At 59.5% G+C, this 14,915-nt stretch carries 16 protein-coding genes, 2 tRNA genes and 1 pseudogene; 10 read left to right on the forward strand and 9 right to left on the reverse strand.

All coding sequences use genetic code 11. The annotated features are described in order from the left end of the window. Positions 1–126 precede the first annotated feature (126 nt). On the forward strand, positions 127–2,556 hold the full coding sequence (gene lon / locus NB311A_RS18275) for an endopeptidase La (protein ID WP_009800149.1): 2,430 nt from the start codon (positions 127–129) through the stop codon (positions 2,554–2,556). A 219-nt stretch (positions 2,557–2,775) separates the two neighbouring features. Next, positions 2,776–2,852: transfer RNA gene (locus NB311A_RS18280), tRNA-Val, on the forward strand. A gap of 87 nt (positions 2,853–2,939) precedes the next feature. Here NB311A_RS18280 and NB311A_RS18285 read toward each other — a convergent pair. Next, positions 2,940–3,158, reverse strand: a complete 219-nt coding sequence (locus tag NB311A_RS18285) for a hypothetical protein (protein ID WP_009800150.1) — start codon at positions 3,156–3,158, stop codon at positions 2,940–2,942. A gap of 229 nt (positions 3,159–3,387) precedes the next feature. On the opposite strand from NB311A_RS18285, the gene NB311A_RS18290 reads away from it, so the two are divergent. Continuing rightward, positions 3,388–4,245, forward strand: a complete 858-nt coding sequence (locus NB311A_RS18290; protein WP_009800151.1) for a class I SAM-dependent methyltransferase — start codon at positions 3,388–3,390, stop codon at positions 4,243–4,245. Between the two features lie 45 nt (positions 4,246–4,290). Here the strand turns inward: NB311A_RS18290 and NB311A_RS18295 are convergent, their stop codons facing one another. Then, a complete protein-coding gene (locus NB311A_RS18295) occupies positions 4,291–4,602 on the reverse strand; it encodes a hypothetical protein (RefSeq protein WP_009800152.1) in 312 nt (103 codons plus the stop codon). Positions 4,603–4,798: 196 nt separating this feature from the next. Here NB311A_RS18295 and NB311A_RS18300 point away from each other — a divergent pair, with 196 nt between their 5' ends. After that, entirely contained in the window at positions 4,799–5,632 is an 834-nt protein-coding gene (locus NB311A_RS18300) for an FkbM family methyltransferase (protein WP_009800153.1), read from the forward strand. Between the two features lie 31 nt (positions 5,633–5,663). Here NB311A_RS18300 and pepT read toward each other — a convergent pair whose 3' ends face one another. Further along, on the reverse strand, positions 5,664–6,905 hold the full coding sequence (pepT, locus tag NB311A_RS18305) for a peptidase T (RefSeq protein WP_009800154.1): 1,242 nt from the start codon (positions 6,903–6,905) through the stop codon (positions 5,664–5,666). A gap of 136 nt (positions 6,906–7,041) precedes the next feature. Further along, complete coding sequence (locus NB311A_RS18310; protein ID WP_009800155.1) at positions 7,042–7,380, reverse strand: HU family DNA-binding protein; 339 nt, start codon at positions 7,378–7,380, stop codon at positions 7,042–7,044. A 178-nt stretch (positions 7,381–7,558) separates the two neighbouring features. On the opposite strand from NB311A_RS18310, the gene NB311A_RS18315 reads away from it, so the two are divergent. From NB311A_RS18315 to NB311A_RS21630, 4 genes and pseudogenes are all read left to right on the forward strand, one after another. After that, a tRNA-Asp gene (locus tag NB311A_RS18315) sits at positions 7,559–7,635 on the forward strand. A gap of 232 nt (positions 7,636–7,867) precedes the next feature. Then, a pseudogene (istA, locus tag NB311A_RS18320) lies at positions 7,868–9,401 on the forward strand (IS21 family transposase). Beyond that, positions 9,367–10,230: an IS21-like element helper ATPase IstB gene (istB, locus tag NB311A_RS18325; RefSeq protein ID WP_009800157.1), complete on the forward strand. Its 864-nt coding sequence runs from the start codon at positions 9,367–9,369 to the stop codon at positions 10,228–10,230. The pseudogene istA and the gene istB overlap by 35 nt, the downstream one beginning before the upstream one ends. Next, the gene (locus NB311A_RS21630) at positions 10,227–10,424 is read left to right on the forward strand and encodes a hypothetical protein (protein ID WP_009800158.1); all 198 of its coding nucleotides are present in this window, start codon (positions 10,227–10,229) and stop codon (positions 10,422–10,424) included. The genes istB and NB311A_RS21630 overlap by 4 nt, the downstream gene beginning before the upstream one ends. Before the next feature lie 173 nt (positions 10,425–10,597). Here the strand turns inward: NB311A_RS21630 and NB311A_RS18330 are convergent, their stop codons facing one another. After that, complete coding sequence (locus NB311A_RS18330) at positions 10,598–11,017, reverse strand: BrnA antitoxin family protein (protein WP_009800159.1); 420 nt, start codon at positions 11,015–11,017, stop codon at positions 10,598–10,600. Continuing rightward, positions 11,014–11,262 carry a BrnT family toxin gene (locus tag NB311A_RS18335; protein WP_009800160.1) on the reverse strand — a complete coding sequence of 83 codons (249 nt, stop codon included), beginning with the start codon at positions 11,260–11,262 and terminating at the stop codon, positions 11,014–11,016. The genes NB311A_RS18330 and NB311A_RS18335 overlap by 4 nt, the downstream gene beginning before the upstream one ends. A gap of 203 nt (positions 11,263–11,465) precedes the next feature. On the opposite strand from NB311A_RS18335, the gene NB311A_RS18340 reads away from it, so the two are divergent. Continuing rightward, on the forward strand, positions 11,466–12,263 hold the full coding sequence (locus NB311A_RS18340; RefSeq protein WP_009800161.1) for a tyrosine-type recombinase/integrase: 798 nt from the start codon (positions 11,466–11,468) through the stop codon (positions 12,261–12,263). 281 nt (positions 12,264–12,544) lie between these two features. On the opposite strand, the gene NB311A_RS19810 is transcribed toward NB311A_RS18340, so the two are convergent. Next, positions 12,545–12,754, reverse strand: coding sequence for a hypothetical protein (locus NB311A_RS19810; RefSeq protein ID WP_050752142.1), 210 nt, complete (start codon positions 12,752–12,754; stop codon positions 12,545–12,547). Positions 12,755–12,989: 235 nt separating this feature from the next. On the opposite strand from NB311A_RS19810, the gene NB311A_RS18350 reads away from it, so the two are divergent. Then, complete coding sequence (locus tag NB311A_RS18350) at positions 12,990–13,763, forward strand: DUF3800 domain-containing protein (RefSeq protein WP_009800164.1); 774 nt, start codon at positions 12,990–12,992, stop codon at positions 13,761–13,763. A gap of 11 nt (positions 13,764–13,774) precedes the next feature. On the opposite strand, the gene NB311A_RS18355 is transcribed toward NB311A_RS18350, so the two are convergent. Together NB311A_RS18355 and NB311A_RS18360 are read right to left on the reverse strand one after the other, a co-directional pair. Next, entirely contained in the window at positions 13,775–13,960 is a 186-nt protein-coding gene (locus tag NB311A_RS18355; RefSeq protein WP_009800165.1) for a hypothetical protein, read from the reverse strand. A 6-nt stretch (positions 13,961–13,966) separates the two neighbouring features. Next, on the reverse strand, positions 13,967–14,915 hold a 949-nt coding region (locus NB311A_RS18360), incomplete at its 5' end, for an IS1595 family transposase (RefSeq protein WP_040675986.1).

The following is a 14,915-nucleotide window of genomic DNA, read 5'->3' on the forward strand; positions in this document are numbered from 1 at the left end:
GACCTCGGGCAAGGTGAGGCCTCGGTTCGCAAAGGCCCATTCTTCTCCAGGAAACTCGGCACCTTGTGGCGGTTGCGCATGATATGCGGCTGCGAACAGGGGGGCTTAACAACAAGGAACAAGGCTATGACCGCCTCAAAACCCCGGCCAGCTATAGTTCACGGCGAAATCCATGCCTATCCGGTGCTACCGCTTCGCGACATCGTCGTTTTCCCGCATATGATCGTGCCCCTCTTCGTAGGCCGCGAGAAGTCGATCAGGGCGCTGGAAGAGGTGATGAAGAACGACGGGCTCATTATGTTGGCGACGCAGAAGAACGCGTCGGACGATGATCCCGCGCCAGATTCCATCTATAAGATCGGAACGCTCGCCAGCGTGCTGCAACTGCTGAAGCTGCCCGACGGCACGGTGAAGGTGCTGGTGGAGGGTCTTGAGCGCGCACGCGTGGAGACCTATTCCGACCGCTCCGACTATTATGAGGCGACCGCCGTCGCGCTGGCTGACACCGATACCAATAGTGTCGAAGCCGAAGCGCTGGCCCGTTCAGTCGTGTCGGATTTCGAAAGCTATGTGAAGCTGAACAAGAAGATATCTCCCGAGGTGGTGGGTGTCGTGCAGGCGATCACGGATTTCGCCAAGCTTGGTGATACCGTTGCCTCGCACCTCGCCGCCAAGATCGCGGATCGTCAGAGCATCCTTGAAACGCTGTCCGTAACGGCGCGTCTGGAAAAGGTTCTCGGTCTGATGGAGAGCGAGATCTCCGTTCTGCAGGTCGAGAAACGCATTCGTTCGCGGGTCAAGCGCCAGATGGAGAAGACCCAGCGCGAGTACTACCTCAACGAGCAGATGAAGGCGATCCAGAAGGAACTCGGCGATGACGAGGGCCGCGACGAACTCGCCGATCTCGAAGAGAAGATCGCCAAGACCAAACTTTCCAAGGAGGCCCGCGAGAAGGCCCAGCACGAGCTGAAGAAGCTGCGGCAGATGTCTCCGATGTCCGCCGAAGCCACTGTTGTGCGTAACTATCTCGACTGGCTGCTGTCGATTCCCTGGGCCAAGAAGTCCAAGGTGAAGAAGGATCTCAACGCCGCTCAGGAGGTGCTGGACGCCGATCATTACGGGCTTGAGAAGGTCAAGGATCGTATCGTCGAATATCTTGCGGTGCAGTCGCGCGCCAACAAGCTGACCGGACCGATCCTGTGCCTTGTCGGCCCTCCCGGCGTCGGCAAAACCTCGCTCGGGAAGTCGATCGCGCGGGCGACGGGCCGCGAATTCGTGCGCGTCTCGCTTGGCGGCGTGCGTGACGAGGCGGAAATCCGTGGTCACCGCCGCACCTATATCGGCTCGATGCCCGGCAAGATTATCCAGTCGATGCGCAAGGCCAAGACCTCGAACCCGTTGTTCCTGCTGGACGAGATCGACAAGATGGGCGCGGATTTCCGTGGCGATCCGTCATCTGCCCTGCTTGAGGTCCTCGATCCCGAGCAGAACTCGACGTTCAACGACCACTATCTGGAGGTCGACTACGATCTCTCCAACGTGATGTTCCTTACGACCGCGAACACGCTGAATATTCCCGGGCCTTTGATGGACCGTATGGAGATCATCCGGATCGCCGGCTACACCGAGAACGAGAAGGTCGAGATCGCTCGCAAGCACCTCATTCCGAACGCGCTCAGCAAGCACGGTCTGGACTCCAAGGAGTGGTCAATCGATGACGAGGCGCTTCTGCTGATCATTCGCCGCTACACCCGCGAGGCGGGCGTGCGCAATCTGGAGCGTGAGCTGTCCACACTCGCCCGCAAGGCGGTGAAGGAGTTGATGCTCTCGAAGAAGAAATCGGTCCAGGTCACCGAGAAGGTTGTCGAGGACTTTCTTGGAGTGCCGAAGTATCGATTCGGCGAGATCGAAACAGACGATCAGATCGGCGTCGTAACAGGTCTGGCATGGACCGACGTCGGCGGCGAGTTGCTGACGATCGAAAGCGTGATGATGCCCGGCAAGGGACGCATGACGGTGACCGGTAACCTGCGCGACGTGATGAAGGAGTCGATCTCGGCGGCGGCTTCCTACGTCCGCTCGCGCGCGATTACCTTCGGGATCGAGCCGCCACTGTTCGAGCGACGCGATATCCACGTTCATGTCCCCGAGGGCGCCACCCCGAAGGACGGTCCTTCGGCCGGCGTGGCGATGGCGACGACGATTGTGTCGGTGCTGACCGGAATTCCGATCCGGCGCGACATCGCAATGACGGGCGAGATCACGCTACGGGGCAGGGTGTTGCCGATCGGCGGCCTCAAGGAGAAACTGTTGGCGGCATCGCGAGGCGGCATCAAGACCGTGCTCATACCGGACGAGAATGCCAAGGATCTCACGGAGATCTCTGAATCCATCAAGGGAGGACTGGAGATCATTCCGGTTGCCCGGATGGATGAGGTGATCGCCAAGGCATTGGTGCGGCAGCCCAAGCCGATTGTCTGGGAGGAGGATACGAAGCTCCCGGTCAATCCCGATGATGCGGCTGATGAGGCGGCCGGCGGCCTGACAGCTCACTGAGCGTCACGACGAAACGATGAAACGGCGCCCTTCGCGGGCGCCGTTCTTGCGTTATGCGACTGCCGGCTCTGCCGGACGATGGTTATGGATATTGAGGAGTGCGCCGGCCGTTTCCGTTTGTATCAAGATCGGCCGGCTGCATCCGATGGGCTGCGCGTGCGATTGCGCGGGCCGGGTGGCTTGCATGCGGGGATACGTCGGAGCTAAACAGGGAGTTGAGGGCGGCTAGCTCAGCTGGTTAGAGCATCTCGTTTACACCGAGAGGGTCGGGAGTTCGAATCTCTCGCCGCCTACCACAAGCCAGCAGTTCAGGCCGACACCGTCGTCGATCTTACCTGCCGACCTGCCGATGCGGCACGGAACCTATGCGACACGGGTCCCGATCATGACGAAACTCTACGATAGATTAAACCGGGTGCGATAAGGCATTCGTTCCGGGCCAGTTGCGATGGTTCGAGTCCGCCATCGCCCTCGAGAGCGATGCGATCAAATTCGAACCGGGCGCCGCTCGAATCGATGATGTACTCCGGAATCGACTCCCGGCGGTACTCACCGATGGAAGGGCCTTGCTCGACGATCGTCTTGTCTTCCTCATCTGCCATCTCGTCTCTCCATTCTGCTCCGAACCGCGGACTCTCCCTGTCCCGTTGCCGGACGTCATCTTGTCCTGCTTGCATCCGACGTCAGGCGCGGAATACCGCCCACTGCTCAAGTGTGGTATGTTTCGGCTTCGGTTTGTTACCAAGCGGCTAGATCGCGTGGTTTCCTCCATAATCGGCCACGAGTCACGGATTTTGTGAAGGGCAGTCGCCCGATTGCGCGGGAGCGGCGATGACAGAGGTTGCTCGGACGCCAAACGCGGACCAGATCGCTTACTGGAACGGACCCGGCGGCCAGCGTTGGGCCGATCGTCAGCGCTTGCAAGACGAACTGCTGGAGCCCGTTTCCACCATCCTGCTGGACCGGGCCCGAGTCATGCCCGGCGAACGCATCATAGACGTTGGCTGCGGCTGCGGCGCAACCACGCGAGCGTTCGCGGAGCAAGCGGGCCCTTCCGGTTACGTCCTGGGCATCGATGTGTCGGCCCCGATGTTGGAACGGGCAGGACAGGTCGCGCCGCAAACCGGTCGGGTCGAGTTCAGGTTGGCCGACGCTGCCGAGTACCAGTTCCGGCCTGGCCGCTTCGATTTGATTGCCTCGCGGTTTGGCGTCATGTTCTTCGCTGATCCGGTCTCAGCGTTCGCGAACCTGCGCAAGGCGTTGCGGCCCCTCGGCCGCCTGGCGTTCATTTGCTGGCGGGAGCCTCGCTTCAACCCTTGGCTGATGGCTCCGCTCCAGGCGGCCTACAAGCACGTCCCGAAGTTGCCGGAGATCGGGCCGGAAGATCCCGGTCCGTTCGCATTCGCGTCCGAAGAGCGTGTTCATCGCATTCTCGGCCAGGCAGGCTTCTCTGAGGTTGCGATGGAAGCCTGCGAGCTTGCCCTGGATATCTCGGTCGGTTGCGGGCTGGATGCTGCGGTCAAGTCCGCGCTTGAGATCGGTCCCGCCAGCCGCGCGCTTGAAGGGCAGCCTGTTGAAGTCATCGCCGCCGCGGCGAACTCGATCCGGGAAGTTCTCGCTCCGTTCGCTCGGGAGCAAACGGTGGTGCTTCCGGCATCGATCTGGATCGTGACCGCGCGCAACCTGTGATCAGGGCGCATTGTTTAGCCAGAACTGGTTTCCAGCTTTTTGAACCTAGCAATAGCCGTACAGGCCGCAAGCATAGGGCAATCGGTCGAAATAGAGCGAGATCACCGGCCGTTCCTCATAGTACGGGCGATAGTAGAAATCGTTCGGTCTTCCGTAATAGCCCGGCACCGGCGGCGGAATCCGAAACCGGTAGAGCACGCTTTCGGGGTAATCTTTCTCCTGCGCGACACGGACGGGTGGAGGCGCCGGTTCCGCGAAGATTTTACCGATGCGGCTATGCGCCGGAAGGTCGGCGGCCGATCCCGTCGCTCCCATCATGGCGACTCCGAGGGCCGCGAGCGAAATGGTGCGTAGCATTCTTGAATCCCCGATGATTCGAGGATCATATCACCCGACTTTTAGGAAAGATTAACGATGTTCGCGCGGTCGTATCCCGCGGTGACCGCGGCATCCGGACATGCGGTCTCTTGCTCGCGATATCAGAGTCTTCAGGCACGCTATCGTTCCGTTGATCATTGGAATGCATTGCTGAAGTCGTGCTGGGGTAAGTGGTATGGAAAAATCGTTCGGTTCATTCGCACCTAACTGGGCTCAGAAGAAGCTTCTCCATGTGGTGAGACAATCGCGCCTGAGGCGAGGCGCATTTCGACCTGCGATGTCGCGGCTTCTCAATAGGCTTCGTCCCGGACCGATCGACGATACCTATCAGGGAGCGTCATTCAGATTTTACCACCAGAACAGCGGTACGGAGCGGGGTGCTCTGCTGAATCCCGATTATAACCTCGAGGAACTACAATTCTTGCGTGAACGCACGCCGGTTGGCGGATGCTTCGTCGATATCGGGGCCAATGTCGGGACGTATGCGCTGGTTATGGCGCAGCATGTCGGCGCTGAAGGGCATGTTCTCGCCATTGAGCCGCATCCGGTTGCCTATGAGAGACTGGCCTTCAACCGCGAAGCATCCGGGTCTCGCAATGTCCATTTGATGCAGGCGGCCGCCGGCGATGGCGAGGGGGACTTGCTGCTTGCGACGGATGGCAAGAATTTCGGGGCGAGCCACGTTGTCAGCGCCGGCGCGTCGAGAGATGCGATTGCGGTACGCTCCGTTCGATTGCGGCAGGCTCTGGAGGGTGCAGGCATCCGCCATGTCCATGCGCTGAAGATCGACGTTGAAGGTTACGAAGACCGGGTTCTGGTTGGATTTTTCAAGGACGCCCCGCGATCGATCTGGCCACAAGCCATCGTTATCGAACACTTGTCGCGCACGGAATGGTCAACGGATTGCATCGCGTTGATGCTGGCGTACGGTTACGTGATCGCCGGGACGACGAGGAGCAATACGATGCTCACCTTGAGCGTTTTCGAGCCAAGCATATCTGCGCGGTAAGTGTGTGACGTGGCTTGCGATAACGGCAACTTCAAGCGCGTTCTTCCCAGATCGCGGCGAGGTGCACGATAGTTCGCACGGCAGCTTCCATGTCCTGCACGCTGACCCACTCGGTGCGTGAGTGGAAGGCGTGTTCGCCGGCGAAGATGTTGGGGCAGGGAAGCCCCATGAATGACAGCCGCGAGCCGTCCGTGCCGCCGCGAATGCTGCCTTTGACCGGCTTGAGACCGGCGCGGCGGATCGCCTCCGTCGCGTTGTCGACGACCTCCGGGTGGCGATCCACGATCTGCTTCATGTTGCGATACTGCGGCTGAATCTCCAGCCGATATGTCGAATGTGGGAAATCCGCCATGACATCGCGGATGATGTCTTCCAGCAGGGCTTCCTTCTCACTCAGACCCGTTTCCGTGAAATCGCGCACGATGAGGCTCAGTGTCGCGCTCTCGAGCGTGCCGCTGATGTCGGTCGGATGCAGAAAACCTTCGCGACCTTCAGTAGTCTCGGGCGAGCAGGAATCTTTCGGAAGCCGCTCCACGATGCGGGACGCGATCTTGATCGCATGTTCCATTTTACCCCTGGCGAAGCCGGGATGGACGCTGACTCCCTTGATTGTAATAAGCGCCGCATCGGCCGAGAACGTCTCGTCCTCGATATGGCCCGCGGTCTCACCGTCGACGGTATAGGCGAAGTCCGCGCCGAGTTTTTTCAGATCGACGTTATCGACGCCGCGTCCGATTTCTTCATCGGGGGTGAACAGGACTTTGATCGTGCCATGCCTGATCTCCGGGTTGGCAAGCAGGATCTGGACCGCATCCATGATTTCGGCAACGCCGGCTTTGTTGTCGGCGCCGAGCAGCGTGGTGCCGTCCGACGTGATGATATCGTTGCCGATCTGATCAGCCAGCGCCGGATGATCCGCTGCGCGAATGGCCTGCGATGGATCGCCGCGGAGAAGGATGTCGCTGCCGCGATAATTCCGGACGATCTGCGGTTTGACGTTTGCGCCTGAACAGTCGGGCGACGTGTCCATATGCGAACAGAAGCAGATAACCGGAACCTGCTTTGAGCTGTTTGCCGGAAGCGTTGCGTACACGTAGCCGTACGGATCGAGATGAGCATCCGCGATGCCGAGTCCCTGCAACTCGCTCACCAGCAGCCGCCCGAGATCCTTCTGCTTCTCGGTGGAAGGATAACTCGAAGACGCCGCGTCGGACTGGGTATCAATGGCGACATAGCGAAGGAAGCGCTCCGTCACCGTGTGATTGAATTTCATGAGAGCGACCGTCAGGAATCCAGGGCAGGACCGTAAAAGTCACAGACTCCGCGGTTGCTCGTTGCGGCATATCCCGCGTCAAGCGTTTGAGCGGAGTGTGCTTGACCCGGCATTCCGGTCCGATCTCGTATTCTCCTCAGATGGCTTCCTTGAGCTCTTTGGCGGCCCGGAACGCGACCTTCTTGGAGGCTTTGATCTGAATTTCTTCGCCTGTGGCCGGATTGCGCCCCTTGCGAGCGGCGCGCTTGCGGACTTGAAGAATGCCGAGGCCGACGATGCGGATGCGATCGCCCTTCTTGAGATGCTTGGTGATACGCGTCACCATGTCGGTCAGGATGGCCTCGGCGGCCTTCTTCGACAATTCGTGGTCCTCGGCCAATGCCGCCGCGAGATGCTTCAGGGTCACGGTGCTCGGGGTCGCTGCCTTCTTTGCCATAATATGGCGCTCCTCGTCATTGCCGGCTTCGGAAAGCAAGGCGTATCAGCCCTTGTTTGATTCGGGGAGGTAGCAACCGCGCCATTTTGCCTGTAAATAGCCGATTTTTCGCATCGACCCCGTAAAAAAGCCTCTCAGCACGTGAGATTCGCAATCGCCTTGACTTGGAAAGGTCCCGCCTTTAAGCCCTCTCCTCTATTGCGGATACATGGCATCCGCGGGAGTAGCTCAGTTGGTTAGAGCGCCGCCCTGTCACGGCGGAGGCCGCGGGTTCGAGTCCCGTCTCTCGCGCCAATGTTTTCAAATACTTAGTAGGCATTGGCCCTCCACTTTCTGACTCCGCCAGACCCCGATTTTCTGACTCTTTCCATTATTTCGACCCTCCTTTGTTTGTGGAACGGAGAAGCTCAGGTGTCATTCGGCCTGCAATATTGACCCTCTAAGCGGGGGGCTCGGCGTCCAAAATTGACTCCCTGAAGGTTGGTCTGTTGCGCTGCCTGCTTTGTAACGAAGCAGGTGGTGGGAGATGCTGGTCGTGGAGACGATTGCGCGGATACGGCGCGAACACTTCATCAAGGGCAAGACGATCAGGGCGATCGCCCGCGACCTGAAGGTGTCCCGGAACACGGTCCGGAAGGTGCTGAGGTCGGGAGAGACCTCGTTTGAGTACGAGCGGCAGGTTCAGCCGCGGCCCAAGCTTGGACACTGGGCATCTGAGCTTGATGTGTTGCTGGCGGCGAACGCGACCAAATCCGCGCGCGAACAACTGACCTTGATCCGGATCTTCGAAGAGCTTCGCGGCCGCGGCTATGACGGTGGTTACGATGCCGTGCGGCGTTACGCCAGGCGGTGGAACAAGGAGCGCGGGCAATCGACCGCGGCGGCCTATGTTCCGTTGAGCTTTGCGGCGGGCGAAGCCTACCAGTTCGACTGGAGCCATGAGATCGTTCTCCTCAACGGCGTGACGGCGATCGTGAAGGTCGCTCATGTCCGGCTGTGCCACAGCCGCATGCTGTTCGTGCGGGCCTATCCGCGCGAGACGCAGGAGATGGTATTCGACGCCCACGACCGGGCGTTCGCACTGTTCAAGGGTACCTGCAGCCGCGGCATCTACGACAACATGACGACGGCGGTGGAGACGATCTTCGTCGGCAAGGATCGCCGCTACAATCGCCGCTTCCTGCAGATGTGCAGCCACTATCTGATCGATCCGGTCGCCTGCACGCCGGCGTCGGGCTGGGAGAAGGGTCAGGTCGAGAACCAGGTCGGGCTGGTCCGGGAACGGTTCTTCACGCCACGGCTGCGGTTCAAAACCCTGGACGAGTTGAACGCGTGGCTTCTGGATAAGTGCATCGCCTACGCCAAGGCGCACCGACATCCGGAACTGGCCGAACAGACGGTCTGGGAGGTGTTCGAAGCCGAGCGGCCCAAGCTCGTTCCCTATGCTGGCCGGTTCGACGGATTCCACGCGGTGCCGGCATCGGTCTCGAAGACCTGCCTGGCGCGCTTCGACAACAACAAATACTCGGTCGCTGCCAGCGCCGTCGGACGGCCGGTCGAGGTTCACGCCTACGCCGACCGCATCGTGATCCGTCAGGAGGGACGCATCGTTGCCGAACATGCTCGCTCATTCGGCCGTGGCGATACCGTCTACGATCCCTGGCATTACGTGCCGGTGCTGGCTCGCAAACCCGGCGCCTTGCGTAACGGCGCTCCCTTCAAGGACTGGGTGCTGCCGGCAGCGATTGAACGTGTACGGCGCAAGCTTGCCGGTGCTGACGATGGCAACCGGCAGATGGTCGACATCCTCAACGCGGTTTTGACCGATGGTCTGCCGGCCGTTGAAGCAGCTTGCGCCGAGGCGATCGCTCATGGCGTTCATTCCGCTGATGTCGTGCTCAACATCCTGGCCCGTCAACGCGAACCCGCTCCACCAGCCGACATCCTCACTCCCGCGGCGCTGATCCTGCGCCATGCGCCGATCGCCGACTGCGCCCGTTACGACAGCCTCAGGAGAACCATCTGATGGAACGTACTCAACTGTTCGACCTCATGGGTGAGCTGAAGCTCTACGGCATGAAGGCTGCCTTCGACGAGATCATGGCGACCGCCATCAAGCGCCAGCATGAACCCCAGCGCATTGTCGGTGACCTGCTCAACGCCGAGATCAACGAGAAGCAGGCTCGATCGATCAGGTACCAACTCACCATCGCCAAGCTGCCGCTGGCCAAGGGTCTCGCGGACTTCCAGTTCGACGGCACGCCGATCAACCGGACGCTCGTCAATGACCTCGCCGGCGGCGGCTTCATCGCCCAGCAGCGCAACGTCGTGCTCGTCGGCGGCACCGGCACAGGCAAAACCCACCTGGCCATCGCAATCGCCAGAAGCTGCATCCGATCCGGCGCCCGCGGTCGCTTCTACAACGTGGTCGACCTCGTCAATCGCCTCGAGATCGAGACCCGTAACGGACGTCAGGGCCGGCTTGCCGAACATCTGACCCGGATGGACTTCATCGTGCTCGACGAACTCGGATATCTGCCCTTTGCCCAATCCGGCGGCCAGTTGCTGTTCCATCTCGTCAGCCGGCTCTACGAGCGTGCTTCCGTCATCGTCACCACCAATCTCGCCTTCGGCGAATGGCCCAGCGTGTTCGGCGACGCCAAGATGACCACCGCGCTGCTCGACCGGTTGACCCACCACTGCGACATCGTCGAAACCGGTAACGACAGCTGGCGCTTCAAAAGCCGCGACGACGATCACGCCACCCGCGCTCGTCTCGTCTCCGCAATCCCGGCCAGCTCCGACGAGTCGAGCGCTACCTTCAAACCACCCCGCGCAAAGGGGTCAAAATCGGAAGCCGATCAAGGGTCAAATTTGCAAGCCGATTGACAGGCGAGGGCGCGAGCTTCGAAAGAGGGGAGCGGGTGTGGGCGACGTTGCTGCCGGCACCCTTCGACAAGCTGCTCGGCACTGTCGCTGACATCGATGAGCGCGGGCGGATCGAGGTCCTGCTCGAGGAGGAATTGTTCGGTCGCCGGTGCTGGCCGGTGGCGGCGGAGCGCCTGAAGCTGGCGGTGGCGTGATATGATCCACCGACCTCTGGAGTCGTGCCAAGCTGTCCATGGTGACCGGCAGCCTTCAGGCTTGCCGTTTCGCGGAATCGCCTGCCTCTGGAAGCGGGGCCATGTTCCGCGATGACGCTCCTTCAAGGGCGCTTCACAGCGGTGGGCCGAGAGGTTTGCCGGGCGCGAAGCGTTCACCCGATCTTCGCGCGCTCGAGCGTCTCCGCCATTCTGGCGCGCCAGTCATTGCCGGCGGCCTTGAAGCGCTCGACGGTGGCGGGCGACAGGCGAAGGGTCACGGCTTCCTTCGGATTCTCGACCTTCGGCCGCCCGCGCGCGCGTTTGATGCTTTCAGCGAGATCGGGGAGGGCTTCGGCAAAGGGCTTTGCCATTGCAATCTCATCAGAAGAGCGCGGACGTTCGATATCAGGATCCGGCCCGATCAACTCGCCGGTGGCATCGTCAACCCACCATCCGTCGTCATCCTGGTGAACGCCACCTTTGGCGATGATGGCTCGCATGTCGCGATCATAGGCCTGCCAGCGCCGCATCATCTCGGCGTCGTCATCAGGTCCCAGATCCTTTGTAATGAATTGGGGCCATTTGCTCGTCATAGCTGGCTCCTTTCTTTTTCGTTCGCTCGCCGCATCGAGATCACCGCGAGTGCTTCGGAGCCGAGCGGGCGGAATACGACCGTAATCACCGCGACCCCGTTGAGTTCACCGACGGCGAGGAATCGATCGTGCTTGGCGGTTTCGACACGAGCAGCCTCAAAGAATTCGACCGTGAGCGAGGCGAAGTCCAGGCCGTGCTTGGCGAGGTTGCTCTGGCGCTTCGCTTCGTCCCAGACGATCTTCATGAGATTATTCGTACACGGAAATTATATCCGGCACAAGAATAATCGTACACGAAAAATATCGGGGGGCCAATTTGACCCTTATCCAGATTCGGGAGCCGTTGCCGGGAACGGCGCGGAGAGGGCGGCGCACTGGCGTGGAGCGTCGCGGCCGGCGGAGGTAACCGGAGCGGCTGGCGCTCTCTCGAACAGGTTGGCGGGGAAGGATGGCCACCGATCTCGTCGACCCGATGGAATCGGTGCGAGCGTACCTCGAGGCCGAGAAATCCGAAGGCACGCGGCTTGCTTATGCATCGGACTGGCGCCAGTTTGAAGTTTGGTGTGACGGCGCGGCCGAGGTGATGCTTCCCGCCGATCCGTTGCTGGTCGCGCGCTATCTCGCGCACTTGGCTGACCGGAAGCTTCGGCCGTCGTCCATCGTTCGCGCCTCGGCTGCGATTGGCTGGATGCATAAGTCGAAAGGTTATGCGCCGCCGAGCGAGCATGAGGGCGTGAAATCCGTGCTTCGCGGGATCCGCCGCGAGCTCGGGACGGCGGTCACCCGCAAAGCTCCAGTGACGTTCGAGGTCCTGGAGCGGGCGCTTGCGCAACTTGGCAACGGCCTGGCAGGTTTTCGGGACCGCGCGATCCTTCTGGTCAGCTTTGCGGCGGCGCTGCGGCGCTCCGAGCTTGTGGCGCTGACGGTTTCGGATGTCGACATCCGTAAACGCGGTATGGTCGTCTGTATCCGCCGTTCGAAGACGGACCAGGAAGGCGAGGGCGCGGCGATCAGCGTCGCGCGCGGGAACAAGCTGAAGCCCGTCGATGCGCTGGAAGCATGGCTGGCCGCTTCGCGCATCAAGGAAGGGCCCGATCTTCCGCGAGATCGATCGCCACGGCCGGATCGGAGTCAATGCGCTGACGGGCCGTTCAGTCGCCCGCATCGTCAAGCAGACGATCAAGCTTGGCGGGCTCGACGAGTCGCTGTTCAGTGCGCACAGCTTGAGGGCTGGTTTTATCACTGAGGCGCTGGACAAGGGCGTCGATAGTTTCGTGTCATGCGGGTATCCCGACATCGACGTGTTGACACCTTGCGGATCTACGACCGGCGCGATGCCGATTTCGACGATTACGCCGGCGGCGATATCGTCTAGCGAGTCCGCTACTAGGCATTCCCGGACACCAGCCGTTAGAGGATGGTCGATTGTCCCAAGGTTCTGATCAACGGCGCAATGAGCCTTGGCGGGCCTGGTACAAGACGGCACGATGGCGACGGCGGCGGGCTGAGCAGTTGGCAGCTCACCCGCTATGCCAGCGGTACGAATCGCGTGGCCTGACCGTGGTGGCGACCGTCGCCCATCACATGATCCAACACCATGGCGATGCTGGTCTCTTCTGGAACGGCCGCCTGGGATCGTCTTGCAAAAGCTGCCACGACGTGACCGGGCAACGAATTGAGAAGCGCGGCTTTGAAATTGGTTGTGATGAGCGCGGAAGGCCGCTCGATGCGGATCATCCATGGAATCGAGGGTGAGGTATTCAGGTCCGCGAGTGACCTGGCCGCTCGCGTGCTTAAAAAATTATAGGAATAAAATCCCAATATTATACTTTGCGTACCCACCGAATCTGGTGCTACTATGAGTAGCGGGGGGCGATTCGCGTCCTCTCACGGTCGTACGCGGCCAAGAGAACATATCCGCGCTTTGGTATCAGGCTTCTCTGAAGCAAAGCGCCGGAGGCGGCTGCTTGTTATGCTCCAAGGTTTTATCGACGACAGTGGGTGGGACGGACAGTCTCCTGTTTTCGTGCTGGCTGGCTATGTCGCTAAGGCGGAGCAGTGGGAAGCTTTTTCGGATGAGTGGCAAAAGGTCCTAGATCACTCTGACCCAGCACCAATCCAGGTGCTGAAGACCAACCAGATTTATAGAAACAACGTTCCCAATACTATTTTCCATGGTTGGACGAACGAGCAACGGGATGAACGTTTAAAAATGTTTATCGCCGCGATTCGTCGGCATGCAATGCACGGCATTGTTTCGGTAATCCCTATTGAGCCGTATCAAAGGCTAATGAAAGGGAGATTCAATCCTGAAATCTTGGACCGTCCATACTTTCTATCGTTCTTTGGAATTCTGATTAGCCTTTTAAAGCTTACTCACCGCCTTAAACTAGACGACAGGCTTGATCTTATCTTTGACGAACAGAGTGTGGACAAAGTCTTGCTTACGGCAGAGTACGAAAAGTGCATGGCTGTCGCGCCAGCGGAAGTCAGGAAACTATGTGGCGGAATGCCTACTTTCAAAAGTGATGACGATGTCTTGCCTTTGCAGGCGGCGGACCTAATGGCTTGGCATGCCCGCCGCTACTATTTTGACCAATATTCTGGCAAGAACCCTAAAAACGAACAATCAAACGTCTTTTTCGCCCATATGTTTGAGCCAAAACACGACATTTTCGATCTATGGACCGATGAGAGGCTCTCCAAAGTCAGGGATGTTTTGCTGGCCAGCGCAAAAAAAGGGTAAAATTGGGCCGACTATGGTTTAGCGCCTCTCTTAGAGCGAATAACTGATTCAAAGACTTTCTCAAATTTATTCCCGCCCTCATCAACGCCAAGCTTCCGAGCGGTTTCTATGAACCGCTCGAATTGCTTTTCATCCGGCGCTTTCTTTTTTGGTACTGCTTTTTTCTTAGCGCCGCGAGCTTTGGGCTTCTGAGCCATCCGATTTCAGCCCTCACTAGTTGTTTGATAGGTGAGACGCTTGCCAACGATGCCTTTTAACGCGCGCTCTGCCCGCGCGTCGTCATTCACGCCAAGTGCAATGCGGTTGTTATAGCGGAAATCATACTCCGAGAGATATCGATGCAAGTGGCGTTCGCCACAGTGCTGATAGACGCCCTTCATGCCGCGTTTGAAGATTGAGAAATAGCCTTCGACCGAATTGGTATTCACGTCGCCGCGAGCATACTCCTTGGCGCTGTGCTTCACGGTTTCGTGCGACGCGAAATGTTGATCCGCGCCAGTGTAAAGGCGGCTTTCGTCGGTATGAAGACGAGTCTCTTTGTCGATATTGCTGGTTACGATACCAACGACGGTCAGTTTGTCCGCGTTCTCGACGTGGAACGAGCGAACCTTGCCGCCGCGCTCCACGAGGGAAACGATAGCGCGTTTGCTGGCGGGTCCGGTGCGGCCAGCTTTGGTGAACGGACGACCTTTCCGCTGCGGAGAGACCTTCTTTTCTTTGGTCGGACCGAAATAGGTTTCGTCGGCCTCGACAATGCCGCCAGCGCCGCCTATCGGGGCAAACCCGCCGTCGCGCATTGCTTCGCGAACGCGGTGGGATATAAACCACGCGGTTTTGAGAGTGCAGCCAAGGGTGCGATGAAGCTGGTTAGAGCTAATTCCCTTCTTTGACGAAGAAAGCAGATAGATCGCTTGTAGCCAAAGATGCATCGGAACGTGGCTGGCTTCGAAGATGGTCCCCACCTTCACGGTGAAGGGCTTGCGGCATTGGTAGCACTTGTAAGCACCGATCCGGGTGGACTTGCCACCCATCTTTGAAATGCGCTCAACACCGCCACAATGAGGGCATACGGGACCGTTCGGCCAAATACGGGCTTCTACCCAAGCGTAGGCCGCTTCCTCGTTTTGCAGGTGCTTATCGTTCAAAAAGGAC

The sequence above is a fragment of the Nitrobacter sp. Nb-311A genome (genome assembly GCF_000152905.1).
Taxonomy (GTDB): Bacteria; Pseudomonadota; Alphaproteobacteria; order Rhizobiales; family Xanthobacteraceae; genus Nitrobacter.

Bases quoted from the DNA above. Each gene is read 5' to 3' on its own strand.
- lon (WP_009800149.1), top strand. From the start codon at position 127: ATGACCGCCTCAAAACCCCGGCCAGCTATAGTTCACGGCGAAATCCAT.
- NB311A_RS18285 (WP_009800150.1), bottom strand. From the start codon at position 3,158: ATGGCAGATGAGGAAGACAAGACGATCGTCGAGCAAGGCCCTTCCATC.
- NB311A_RS18290 (WP_009800151.1), top strand. From the start codon at position 3,388: ATGACAGAGGTTGCTCGGACGCCAAACGCGGACCAGATCGCTTACTGG.
- NB311A_RS18295 (WP_009800152.1), bottom strand. From the start codon at position 4,602: ATGCTACGCACCATTTCGCTCGCGGCCCTCGGAGTCGCCATGATGGGA.
- NB311A_RS18300 (WP_009800153.1), top strand. From the start codon at position 4,799: ATGGAAAAATCGTTCGGTTCATTCGCACCTAACTGGGCTCAGAAGAAG.
- pepT (WP_009800154.1), bottom strand. From the start codon at position 6,905: ATGAAATTCAATCACACGGTGACGGAGCGCTTCCTTCGCTATGTCGCC.
- istB (WP_009800157.1), top strand. From the start codon at position 9,367: ATGGAACGTACTCAACTGTTCGACCTCATGGGTGAGCTGAAGCTCTAC.
- NB311A_RS18330 (WP_009800159.1), bottom strand. From the start codon at position 11,017: ATGACGAGCAAATGGCCCCAATTCATTACAAAGGATCTGGGACCTGAT.
- NB311A_RS18335 (WP_009800160.1), bottom strand. From the start codon at position 11,262: ATGAAGATCGTCTGGGACGAAGCGAAGCGCCAGAGCAACCTCGCCAAG.
- NB311A_RS18340 (WP_009800161.1), top strand. From the start codon at position 11,466: ATGGCCACCGATCTCGTCGACCCGATGGAATCGGTGCGAGCGTACCTC.
- NB311A_RS19810 (WP_050752142.1), bottom strand. From the start codon at position 12,754: ATGATCCGCATCGAGCGGCCTTCCGCGCTCATCACAACCAATTTCAAA.
- NB311A_RS18350 (WP_009800164.1), top strand. From the start codon at position 12,990: ATGCTCCAAGGTTTTATCGACGACAGTGGGTGGGACGGACAGTCTCCT.
- NB311A_RS18355 (WP_009800165.1), bottom strand. From the start codon at position 13,960: ATGGCTCAGAAGCCCAAAGCTCGCGGCGCTAAGAAAAAAGCAGTACCA.